We start from the raw sequence: 11,466 nt of genomic DNA, 5'->3' as shown, positions 1-11,466 counted from the left end.
CATCAGCTACCTTTCCACCAAACGTTTGTTAGGTGCGATTCCGAAGCTAGCAGCGAACGCATCCCAGCGGGAGGCCCTGTGGACAACGTGGATCTCGGCGGCAGGACCGTCGTCGTCACGGGCGGCACCCGCGGGGTCGGGGCCGGGATCGCGCGCGCCTTCGCCCGGACGGGCGCCGACGTCGTGGTCTGCGCCCGCCGGCCGCCCGAAAAGCCGCTGGAGGGAACCGAGTTCGTGCCCCTCGACCTGCGCGACCCGGCCGCCGTGCACGCCTTCTTCGACGGGCTGCCCCGGCTCGACGTGCTGGTCAACAACGCGGGCGGCGCCCCGTACCGGCTGCTGGCCGGAGCCGACGCCGAGCGGCACGCGCGCGTGATCGAGCTCAACCTGACCGCACCCCTGACCGCCTCGCTCGCCGCCCACGCCCACCTGGAACGGGCGAGCGGTTCGATCGTGATGATCGGCAGCGTGAGCGGGACGCGACCCTCACCCGGTTCGGCGGCGTACGGGGCCGCCAAGGCGGGGCTGGAGAACCTCGCCCGCTCGATGGCCGTCGAGTGGGCCCCCGCCGTGCGGGTCAACACCCTGGTCGTCGGCATGGTCCGCACCGAGCGCTCGCGGCTGCACTACGGGGACGAGGACGGCGTCGAGGCCGTGGGGCGGACCGTCCCGCTGGGCCGGCTCGCCGAGCCCGCCGATGTCGGCGACGCCGCAGTCTTCCTCGCCTCGGACGCGGCCGCCTACATCAGCGGGGCGAGCCTGCTCGTGCACGGGGGCGGGGAACGGCCCGCCTTCCTGGATGCCGCAACCGTCAACAAGGAGAGCTGAGATGAGTGCACCGTTGCTGTGTGCCGGGCGGGTCGTGGTGGTGACGGGCGCGGGCCGCGGGCTCGGCCGGGCGCACGCGCTCGCGTTCGCCGCCGAGGGCGCGCGGGTCGTGGTGAACGACCTGGGAGTCGGCCTCGACGGCACCCCCGGCCCGGACAGCCCGGCCGGGCAGGTGGCCGAGGAGATCCGCGCGGCGGGCGGTGAGGCCGTGGCCCACGGGGGCGACATCGCGACGACCGAGGGTGCCGCCTCCCTCGTCCGCGCCGCCCTGGAGACGTACGGGCGCCTCGACACCCTCGTCAACAACGCGGGATTCCTGCGCGACCGGATGCTGGTCAACCTCGACGAGGACGACTGGGACGCCGTGATGCGGGTCCATCTGAAGGGTCATTTCCTGCCGCTGAAGCACGCGGCGGCCCACTGGCGGGCGGAGGCGAAGTCTGGCCGCACGCCCCGGGCCCGGGTCGTCAACACCAGCAGCGGGGCAGGGCTGTTGGGGTCGGTCGGGCAGGGGAACTACAGCGCGGCCAAGGCCGGCATCCTCGGGCTGACGCTGGTCGCGGCGGCGGAGCTGGGGCGCTACGGCGTCCAGGTCAACGCGATCGCTCCCGCGGCCCGTACCCGGATGACCGAGCGGACCTTCGCACAGGCCATGGCCGCGCCGGACGCCGCCGGTTCCTTCGACGCGATGGCCCCCGAGAACGTGTCGCCGCTGGTCGTCTGGCTGGGCTCCGCCGCGGGCGAGGGTGTCACCGGCCGGGTCTTCGAGACCGAGGGCGGCCGGATCACCGTGATGGAGGGCTGGCGGCCCGGCCCGACCGCCGACCGGGGCGGGCGGTGGACCCCGTCGGAGGCCGGGGACACCGCACTGAAGCTGCTGGCGGAGGCGGAGGCCCCCGGAAGGGTCTACGGAGCGGAAGGGTGAGGCGCCCATCCCCTAGGTCCCCCTAGGCCCCGCTGGTCCCCCTAGGTGTCGCACTCCAGCACCGTCCGGCACACCGCGCAGCGCGCGCGGACCCGGCCGCGGACCGGGATCCGGATGCGCTGGAAGCAGGTCGGGCAGGGAAAGGAGACGCGGAGCGGGCCGCCGGGGTCCGGGACGAAGGAGTACGGCACGTCGGGGTGCGTGTCAGGCGCCGGGTGGTGGTCCTGGGCGTAGCGCCGGTCCTTCGCGTAGCGGCGGCGGCCCGCCCAGCCGGCCGCGGTCAGCGGCGGCTGCTGCTCGTCGCGGCGGGCCCGGGCCATGCCCTTGGTGTACGCGGTGTACGCCTGCGGGCTGGTGAACCAGATCGACGGGTCCTCGCCGAAGACGAGGGCGCGTTTGGCGAGGACGTAACCGAACTCCTCCGGGGTGAGATAGCCGAGCTTCTGCGAGGAGTCCGCGTCCTCGCGGTAGGCGTCGAGGAGGAGCCAGCCCGCCCCGAGATAGGCGGCCGCCGTGTCCGTGAGGATCTCGTTGTCCCGGGTGCCCGGGAAGGAGAGGTCCAGGCGGTGCAGATAGACGTGCATCACCTCGTGGGCGAGGGCGGCGCCGATGTCCCGGCGGTGGGTGCGGAAACGGTCATTGAGCTCGATGAAGTACTCGGGCCCCGCGGCGAGTTCGACGTTGGCCGCGTGGGTCATCTCGCGGAAGCCGACGATCATCCGGGCGTCCGGCAGCCGGTAGTGCCGCACCATCTCGCGGGCCACGCGCTGCGCGCCCAGATGCAGGTCGTCGGTGTCACAGAAGGCCACGTCGGCGGGGGCCACGCTGGTCGCGAACGTCTGGACGGTGTCGTACGAGAGCCGTTTGTACAGCGCGGTGATCGCGGCCCGCACGGTGTCCAGATGCGGGTAGCCGTGCTCGACCGGTCCGCCGTTGGCCACGCCCGCACCCCCTGGAAGACGCCGGAACAGGCCCTGGCGGGACCTGGACTCCTTTCCACTCTAAGGCGATCGCCGCCGGTCGGGGCGGGCGCGTGGGACGGGGCGCCGGGGCCGTGGCCGGAAAGGGGCCCTTGTGGGGCGAGCGCGGCCCTTTCGATAATCCAACCGCGCATTGGCGGGGTCATGCCATTGTGGCCCGGCTTCCTTGTGCAACCCCCCACGGAAGGAAGCACGTTGAAGACCTTGAAGAAGCTCACCGGCCTCCGAAGACTGTTCGCTGTCGGAGCCGTCGTGCTCGCCGCCGTCTCCCTCCAGCCCCTCTCCGCGCAGGCCGCACCCCAGCCCGTCGTCGGCGGCACCCGCGCCGCGCAGGGCGAGTTCCCGTTCATGGTCCGGCTCTCCATGGGCTGTGGCGGCGCCCTGTACGCCAAGAACATCGTCCTGACCGCCGCACACTGTGTGAGCGGCTCGGGCAACAACACCTCCATCACCGCCACCGCCGGCGTCGTCGACCTGCAGAGCACCAGCGCCACCAAGGTCAAATCGACGAAGGTCCTCCAGGCGCCCGGCTACAACGGCAAGGGCAAGGACTGGGCCCTCATCAAACTCGCCGCACCCATCAACCAGCCCACCCTGAACATCGCCACCACCACCGCGTACAACAACGGGAACTTCACCGTCGCCGGCTGGGGAGCCGCGCGCGAGGGCGGCGCCCAGCAGCGCTACCTCCTCAAGGCCACCGTCCCCTTCGTCGACGACGCCAGCTGCCAGGACGCGTACGGCAGCGATCTCGTCCCCGGTGACGAGATCTGCGCCGGATTCGAGCAGGGCGGGGTCGACACCTGCCAGGGCGACTCCGGTGGCCCCATGTTCCGCAAGGACAACGCGGGCGCCTACATCCAGATCGGGATCGTCAGCTGGGGCGAGGGCTGCGCGCGCGCCGGATACCCCGGCGTCTACAGCGAGGTGTCGACCTTCGCGGCGGCCATAGCCCAGGCGGCGTCCACGCTGTGACCCACCGGCCCATCCCGTGACCCACCGGCCCATCCCGTGACCTGCTGATACGTGGAGCGGGGTGCCTGCGCGCACCCCGCTCCCACGTCACCGAAAAGCGTTCGGCTTGGCGCCCTGGGCGGTGACATACTCCCCGCCATGAGTACCGGACCGCAGGCTCCCGTCACCGCTTCGTTGCAGGTCGGCGCCCAGGACGACGATCTGGAGAAGCGGCTCGACGACGAGCTCACCGCCTTCAACGCCACCGCCACCGGCGCCGGTACACCGGCCCCGCTGTCGGTGCGCGTCACCGACAGCGCGGGCGAGCTGGTCGGCGGACTCACCGCCTGGGTGTGGGGCAGCTGCTGCGCCGTCGACATGCTGTGGGTGCGCGAGGACCAGCGGCACGCGGGCTGGGGGAGCAGGCTGCTGCGGGCCGCGGAGGAGGAGAGCGTACGCCGCGGCTGCACCGAGGTGATCGTCTCCTCCTTCACCTTCCAGGCCCCGGACTTCTACCGCGGCCACGGCTACCGCGAGACCGGCCGCACCGACGGCATCCCGGGCGGCCACCAGGACGTGCACCTCCACAAGACACTGGGGCCCGCCGCCCGTTAGTCCAACTGCCGCCCCTCCTTTGTCCATGGGCACCTCCGCTCCCCGCGTCGCAAGGTGGCGGGCACGGAAAGCCGCCTTGAGGAGGAGCGTCTTGCAGCCGTCAGACACGAATGCCCCCAGCCGCAGAGCCGTCGTCGCGGCGGGCGCCACGGCCGGGATCGGAACCGCGCTCGGCCTGCCCGCCGCCGCTGCCGCCTCCGACACCCCGCCCGACACCCCGCCCGGCGCCGCGCCGGGCGCCCTCCCGGACGAGCTGGTCATCCGCTCCGGTGCCCTCGACGTCCGCGTGGCCGCCGCCTTCCCGCGGATCGTCTCCTACACCGACCGCGCCACCCGCGCCGTCCTGCACGGCCGGCAGGACGCGCTCACCTCGGTCCTGATCGACGGCGCCGAACGCACCCCGACGGTCACGGCCACCCCCGGCGAGGACCGCGTCGCCTACCGCCTCGCCTTCGACGGCGGCACCACCGTCGACGCCGAGATCACGGTGACGGGCCGTCAGGTCACCTGGCGCGTCACGGGTATCGACGACACCACCGCGCGCCCGGTCGGCACCCTCCAGATTCCCGGCCTCGCCCTGCTCTCCGTCCGCAGCGACCAGCCGGGCGCCCATCTGCTCGCCGCCCGCGTCCAGTTGGACAAGGCGAAAAGCGGCGACACCCTGGTCACTCCTACGGCCGCCACTCCCGCCGAGGCGGCGACCGGATGCGCGTACGCAGTCGTCGCACACGACACGCTCGCGGGTGCCGTGGAGACGAACACCAGCTACGACAAGCCCGACGGCAACAGCTCCTGGGAGAACGGCCGGCTCTGGCGCAGCACCGTGCGCAAGGACGGATACGTCGAGGCACGGCTCGCGCCCGGCCAGTGGACCCACCGCGCGGCGACCTCGGCCGGCACCGAGCCGCTGCCGTACGCGAAGGTGATCGTCACCGGCGACCGCAACGGCGACGGCAGAGTCGACTGGCAGGACGCCGCGATCGCCTTCCGCGACATCATGACCAACCCGCTCGGCGCCGACGAACAGCATCTGCGGGTCGTCCCGCACATCCCCTTCAACTTCGCCTCCCAGGCCACCAATCCGTTCCTCGCGACGCTCGACAACGTCAAGCGGATCTCGCTCGCCACCGACGGACTGCGCCAGTTCACCCTGCTGAAGGGCTACCAGTCCGAGGGCCACGACTCCGCGCACCCCGACTACGCCGGCAACCACAACCAGCGCGCCGGCGGCCTCGACGACCTCAACACCCTGGTCCGCGAGGGCAAACGGTGGAACAGCGACTTCGCCGTCCATGTCAACGCCACCGAGTCGTACCCCGTCGCCCACGCCTTCTCCGAGACCCTCGTCGACAAGACCGACGAACAGTGGGACTGGCTCGACCAGAGCTACCGCATCGACCAGCGCCGCGACCTGGTCTCCGGTGACATCGTCCGGCGCTTCGCCGACCTGCGCGCGGAGGCCGACCCGTCCCTCGACTCCCTCTACATCGACGTCTTCCGCGAGTCCGGCTGGACCTCCGACCGCCTCCAGCGTGCCCTGCGCGCGCAGGGCTGGCGCGTCACCAGCGAGTGGGGGCACGGCCTGGAACGCTCCTCCCTGTGGTCCCACTGGGCGACCGAGACCGACTACGGCCCCGACACCTCCCGCGGCATCAACTCCCGCCTCATCCGCTTCATCCGCAACCACCAGAAGGACGTCTTCGCCGACAAATGGCCGACCCTGCTCGGCATCGCCCGCATGGGCAACTTCGAGGGCTGGACCGGCAAGACGGACTGGAACCACTTCTACGACCTGATCTGGACCGACTCACTGCCCGCCAAGTACCTCCAGGCCCAGCCGATCAAGACCTGGGGCGAGCACGAGATCACCTTCTTCGGACCCGGAGCCACCGCGGTCTCCGACACCGACGGCACCCGCCGCATCACCACCGACGGACGCCTCGTCTACGACGACGGCAGCTACCTGCTGCCCTGGGAGCCCCGCAGGGCCACCAAGCTGTACCACTACAACCCCCGTGGCGGCAGCAGCAGTTGGCGGCTCCCGCGCACCTGGGAGAGCCTCTCCCGCGTCGCCCTGTACCGGCTCACCGACCAGGGACGCGTCTTCGTCTCGTACGTCTCCGTACGCGCCGGCAAGGTCACCATCGACGCCCGCGCGAAACAGCCGTACGTCCTGTACCCCACCCGCGTCGCCGACGACCCCGCCCCCCGCTGGGGTCAGGCCACCCCGCTGTACGACCCCGGCTTCAACTCCGGCTCCCTGAAAGGCTGGACGGTCACCGGACCCGTGTCCGTGCGAGCGAGCGGGCTCGGCGACTACGAGCTGGTGATCACCGCGGGCGCCGCCGCCTCGGCCGGGCAGCGGCTGACCCGCCTCCAGCCCGGCAGCTACGTCGCCTCCGTCCAGGTCGAGGTGGGCGAAAAGGCGGGCGACACCCGCAAGGCGTCCCTCGTGGTGCGGACCGCCGACGGGGTCACCGCCGCCAACTGGACCGCGACGTCCACGGCCGGCAACCACGTCGCCGCCGACCGCAAGCACGGCACCCGCTTCCAGCGCATGTTCACCTATTTCACCGTCCCCGAGGGCGGCGGCCCCGTCGACCTGTCGCTGCGCGCCGACGCCGGACAGGCGCGGGTGCGGTTCGACAACGTGCGGATCGTGCCCGCACGGCAGCCGGTGAAGGAAGGGGCCCTGGTCTTCGAGGACTTCGAGGACGTCCCGCAGGGCTGGGGCCCCTTCGTGAAGGGCGACGCGGGCGGCGTCACCGACCCGCGCACCCACATCGCCCAGCGGCACGCCCCCTTCACCCGGCGCGGCTGGAACGGCAAGGCGATCGACGACGTCATCGACGGCACGCAGTCGCTGAAGTCGCGCGGCGAGAACGACGGTTTGGTCTACCGGACCGTGCCGCACACCGTCAGGTTCCGGCCCGGCCGCCGCTACCGGGTCACGCTGCGGCACGAGAACGAGAAAGCCGGCCAGTACACCTGGATCACCGCCGTCGACCGGGCCACGACGACCCGGGAACTGGACCGCCGCGACCTGCCGGCCGCCACCGAACCCACCACGCTCGTCTACGAGTTCACCGCACCCGCCGAAGGAGAGGCCTGGGTCGGGCTGCGCAAGACCGGGGACGACGGCACCGCCGAGTTCGTACTGGACTCGTTCGAGGTGTCGGAGGCCGACTGACCGGCGCCCTCGAACTCCAGGATCCACACGTCGTTGACGTCCTCGCGCAGCACCGGCCCGGGGACGTACAACGCGCGCTGCGGACCCGCCGACCAGTAACGGCCCAGATTGAAACCGTTCACCCACACGAACCCCCGCGTCCAGCCCGGCAGTTCGAGGAAAGCGTCCCCCGCCCCGCGCACCGAGAAGGTCCCGCGGTACAGGCCGGGGGCGCCGTCCGCGGGCAGCTCCCCGAACGGCACCCGGCCGACGCCGCCGTCCAGCGCGTCCAGCCGCAGCGCCCGCGCCCGCACCCCGTGCAGATACTGCCGCTCGTGCAGCAGACCCCCCGTGATGCCCTTCGGCTCACCCACGCGCGGCCCGTAGTTGACCCTCCCCAGGGACTCCACCCAGAGCTCCACGCGCGCGTACCCCGCGACCGGCTCCCCCAGGACGGCGTCCTCCTCGGTGAGCACCCCGGCCGGCTTCCCGTCGACGTGCACCACCGCGAGATCCCGCAGCCCGCGCACCCGCAGCGGATACGGCTGCCGCGGACCCGGCACGCTCACCTCGTACCTGACGAGCCCCCGGTCCACGCCGAGCTCCTCGAACGTCGGCGGCACCGGGTACTCGCGCTCCGGGCCACCGAACGTCTCCAGTACGGCATCCAGCGGCGCCCATCCCGTCAGCGCGGCCGTGGCCGGCGCACCCAGCGGCGCCGGCACGGTCGGCACAGCCGGCAGCGGGCCGTCCGCATAATCGGCGAGAACCTCCCGGAAGCGCCAGAACTTCTCGGTGGGCCGCCCGAGTTCGTCGATCGGGGCGTCGTAGTCGTACGACGTCACATCCGGCTCCAGCGGCCCGTCGTGCAGATCGCCGCCACCCCGGTTCGCGCCCGCCCAGCCCGCGAAACTCGTACCGCCGTGCGCCATGTACACATTGACGGACGCCCCGCACTCCAGGATCTCCCGCAGCGCCCCGGCCGCCTCGGCGGGATCGCGCACGGTGTGCTCGGCGCCCCAGTGATCGAACCAGCCGCACCAGAACTCCATGCACATCAGCGGCCCCCGCTGCCGGTGCCTGCGCAGCGTCTCGAACGCCTCGCGCGCGTGCGAACCGAAATTGACGGTCGCCAGGACACCCGGCACCGAACCGCCGGTGAGCATGTGGTCCTCGGGACCGTCCGACGTGAACAGCGGCACACTCACCCCCTTCGCCCGCAACAGGTCCGCCAGCCACCGCAGATACACCTGGTCCGAGCCGTAGCTGCCGTACTCGTTCTCCACCTGCACCATGAGCACCGGACCGCCCCGGTCGATCTGCCGCGGCACGATCTCGTGCAGCAGATGGTGGAACCAGTGCTCCACCTGCCGCAGATACTCCTCGTCCCGGGTCCGCAGCGTGCCCGTCAGCCAGTGCGGCAGCCCGCCGTTCTCCCACTCCGCGCAGATGTACGGACCCGGGCGCACGATTGCCCACAGCCCCGCCTCCCGCGCCGCGTCCAGGAAACGCCCCAGCTGCTGCACATCACGGAAATCACCGGGACGCGGCTCGTGCAGATTCCACGGCACATACGTCTCCACACAGTTCAGCCCCATCGCCCGCAGCATCCCGAGCCGATGCCCCCACTGCGCCTCGTGCACCCGGAAGTAGTGCAGCGCCCCGGACAGCAGCCGCACCGGCCGCCCGTCCAGCAGAAAATCGGTGTCCCCCACCGTGAACTCGCTCATGCGCTCACCCTCACCCCTGGCGGCAGCCGCGTCCATGGACAAAGATCAGCGCTGGTTGGACGCAACAAACAGCAAGAACCACGACACCGAACGGGCGGGAGGAAACCGGATGTACCACACGTGGATGCGGTACTTCACCCCCGGCCCGGTGCACCACCGGCTCGGCCTGGTCTGCCTCGGCGTCGGACTCCAGCACGGCCAACTCCCCACCGTCGGACCGCGCACCCTCGACCACCACGTGGCCGTCGTCATCAGCGCCGGCAACGGCTGGTTCCAGGACGCCCACGGACGCCGCCACACCGTCACCGCGCCCGCCCTGCTCTGGCTCACCCCGGGCACACCCCACCACTACGGGCCCGACGACGGCTGGGACGAGTGCTTCGTCGACTTCACCGGGCCCGCCACCGCCACGTACACCGAACTCGGCTACATCGAGCCGGACCGGCCCGTGGTGCCCCTCGCGGACGCCACGGGCCCCCGCGCCACCGTGGGCCGGATCGCCCGCGCCGCCCGCCGCGGCAACCCCCTCCTCGAGGTCGAGACAGGCGCCGCCGTCCACGAACTCCTCGTCGCCCTGCGCCGCGCCCGCGCCGACCTCGCCCCCGACGGCGACCCCGTCCTCCAGGCCCTCGCCCGCGACGCCTTCCAGCCCCTGTCCGTCGCCGAGCACGCCGCCCGGCACGGCATGAGCCCCGCCGAACTGCGCACCGCCGTCCGCCGCGGCGCCGGCTGCAGCCCCAAGGACTACCTCGTCGGCATCCGGCTGGGCCGCGCCAAGGAACTCCTCGCCGCCACCGAACTGCCCGTCGCCGCCGTCGCCCGCCGCGTCGGCTACGACGACCCCGCCTACTTCTCCCGGCTGTTCACCCGCCGCGTCGGCACGGCCCCCGTCCGCTTCCGCGCCCAACAGAGCCGTACGGTGCCCGGCGGCTGGAGCAACCGGATACCGGACCCCGACGATCCACCGATGATCGAACGGCTCCACGCCACGTAGGGTTGGCGCTCATGACCACCGGCAACACCAACGAAACGGCAGCAGACGCCGCGGGCGGCAGTGACGTCGACCCCGCCGTGCGAGCCGAACTCGACCGGCTGCGCGACAGCATCGACAACATCGACGCCGCCGTCGTCCACATGCTCGCCGAGCGCTTCAAATGCACCCAGCAGGTCGGCCACCTCAAGGCCGCGCACCAACTGCCGCCCGCCGACCCGGCCCGCGAGTCCCAGCAGATCGCCCGACTGCGCCGGCTCGCGGAGAACGCCAAACTGGACCCGGCCTTCGCGGAGAAACTCCTCAACTTCATCATCGCCGAGGTGATCCGCCACCACGAGAGCATCGCGGACGGCGCGGTGGACGGACCTGCCGGTCCGTAGCCGGCACGGGAGCGGCCACGGAGGCCGGGGGTACGAGACCGGCCACGGAGGCCGGTTCGGGGGAGTGACACCGGGCGCCCGACACGGCATCCTGCCTTGACCACTCCGTGTCAGGCCCGACGCACGCACCGTGAACCGGTCCGGGCCTGAGCTTGCGGCGCAGAGGACGTCGGGACGAGGGGACGTCGGGCCATGCAGTCGAATGCCAGGATCCTCATCGTCGACGACCATGAGGACACGCTGTACGCACTGGAGAGCGCGCTGGCCCCACTGGGCTACCGGCTCACGCGCGCCACCAACGGCGACGACGCGCTCAAGGAAGTCCTGCGCGGCCAGGTCGGGCTGCTGCTCCTCGACGTACGGATGCCCAAGGTCAGCGGCCTGGACGTGGTGCGCTACATGCGGCGCCTGGAGCAGACCCAGCACATCCCCATCCTGCTGCTCACCGGCTTCGGCCCCGACGCCGAACTCACCTCCACCGCCTTCGCACTCGGCGTCGCCGACCTCGTGATGAAACCCATCGACCCCTGGACCCTGCGCACCAAGGTCCGCTACCTGTACGACGCCCACCAGCGCTTCCAGACCCTGGAACGCGAAGTGCGCGACCTGCGCGCCCGCGTCGCCGGCCGGCGGCCCCGGGACCCCGCCCTCACCCACCCCGACACCACCCGCATCCACCCCGACACCCGCGTCCCCGTGCAGCGCGAGGTCCACGGCGTCCACGACATCCACGGTGTTCCCGGTGTTCCCGGTGTTCCCGGTGGTCGGGGTGTTCACGATGTTCCCGGTGCTCAGAGCGAGAAGCTTCAGCAGGACCGGTCGTAACGGGCTACGGGCCGGCGCCCGCCCGGACAAAGGCCACGTACCGAACCACCTCTGTGTCATCCCCGG

At 71.9% G+C, this 11,466-nt stretch carries 10 protein-coding genes; 8 read left to right on the top strand and 2 right to left on the bottom strand.

Annotation, left to right across the window (positions count from 1 at the left end):
- Nucleotides 1–87: 87 nt before the first annotated feature.
- Together ACFVYF_RS01480 and ACFVYF_RS01475 are read left to right on the top strand one after the other, a co-directional pair.
- A complete protein-coding gene (locus ACFVYF_RS01480; RefSeq protein ID WP_389450584.1) occupies nucleotides 88–828 on the top strand; it encodes an SDR family oxidoreductase in 741 nt (246 codons plus the stop codon).
- A 1-nt stretch (nucleotide 829) separates the two neighbouring features.
- Nucleotides 830–1,753 (top strand): SDR family oxidoreductase, encoded by a 924-nt coding sequence (locus ACFVYF_RS01475; RefSeq protein WP_389449039.1) that lies wholly within the window; start codon nucleotides 830–832, stop codon nucleotides 1,751–1,753.
- Nucleotides 1,754–1,794: 41 nt separating this feature from the next.
- On the opposite strand, the gene ACFVYF_RS01470 is transcribed toward ACFVYF_RS01475, so the two are convergent.
- A complete protein-coding gene (locus tag ACFVYF_RS01470) occupies nucleotides 1,795–2,694 on the bottom strand; it encodes a hypothetical protein (protein WP_389449036.1) in 900 nt (299 codons plus the stop codon).
- A 234-nt stretch (nucleotides 2,695–2,928) separates the two neighbouring features.
- On the opposite strand from ACFVYF_RS01470, the gene ACFVYF_RS01465 reads away from it, so the two are divergent.
- From ACFVYF_RS01465 to ACFVYF_RS01455, 3 genes are all read left to right on the top strand, one after another.
- Nucleotides 2,929–3,708 carry a S1 family peptidase gene (locus ACFVYF_RS01465; protein ID WP_389449033.1) on the top strand — a complete coding sequence of 260 codons (780 nt, stop codon included), beginning with the start codon at nucleotides 2,929–2,931 and terminating at the stop codon, nucleotides 3,706–3,708.
- Nucleotides 3,709–3,846: 138 nt separating this feature from the next.
- Nucleotides 3,847–4,302, top strand: a complete 456-nt coding sequence (locus ACFVYF_RS01460; protein ID WP_389449030.1) for a GNAT family N-acetyltransferase — start codon at nucleotides 3,847–3,849, stop codon at nucleotides 4,300–4,302.
- Nucleotides 4,303–4,327: 25 nt separating this feature from the next.
- Entirely contained in the window at nucleotides 4,328–7,492 is a 3,165-nt protein-coding gene (locus tag ACFVYF_RS01455) for an endo-alpha-N-acetylgalactosaminidase family protein (RefSeq protein ID WP_389449027.1), read from the top strand.
- On the opposite strand, the gene ACFVYF_RS01450 is transcribed toward ACFVYF_RS01455, so the two are convergent.
- Complete coding sequence (locus ACFVYF_RS01450) at nucleotides 7,378–9,201, bottom strand: beta-galactosidase family protein (RefSeq protein WP_389449024.1); 1,824 nt, start codon at nucleotides 9,199–9,201, stop codon at nucleotides 7,378–7,380. The two genes, ACFVYF_RS01455 and ACFVYF_RS01450, sit on opposite strands and share 115 nt — an antisense overlap.
- A 109-nt stretch (nucleotides 9,202–9,310) precedes the next feature.
- On the opposite strand from ACFVYF_RS01450, the gene ACFVYF_RS01445 reads away from it, so the two are divergent.
- The 3 genes from ACFVYF_RS01445 (at nucleotide 9,311) to ACFVYF_RS01435 (ending at nucleotide 11,400) form a co-directional block, all read left to right on the top strand.
- On the top strand, nucleotides 9,311–10,195 hold the full coding sequence (locus tag ACFVYF_RS01445; protein ID WP_389449021.1) for a helix-turn-helix domain-containing protein: 885 nt from the start codon (nucleotides 9,311–9,313) through the stop codon (nucleotides 10,193–10,195).
- Nucleotides 10,196–10,206: 11 nt separating this feature from the next.
- Nucleotides 10,207–10,575, top strand: a complete 369-nt coding sequence (locus ACFVYF_RS01440) for a chorismate mutase (RefSeq protein ID WP_389449019.1) — start codon at nucleotides 10,207–10,209, stop codon at nucleotides 10,573–10,575.
- A gap of 192 nt (nucleotides 10,576–10,767) precedes the next feature.
- The gene (locus ACFVYF_RS01435; RefSeq protein ID WP_389449016.1) at nucleotides 10,768–11,400 is read left to right on the top strand and encodes a two-component system response regulator; all 633 of its coding nucleotides are present in this window, start codon (nucleotides 10,768–10,770) and stop codon (nucleotides 11,398–11,400) included.
- The last annotated feature ends 66 nt before the right edge of the window (nucleotides 11,401–11,466 follow it).

Origin of the sequence: Streptomyces sp. NPDC058274, assembly GCF_042881375.1 — a bacterium.
Taxonomy (GTDB): Bacteria; Actinomycetota; Actinomycetes; order Streptomycetales; family Streptomycetaceae; genus Streptomyces.
This window is presented reverse-complemented; position numbering and strand designations above follow the sequence as displayed.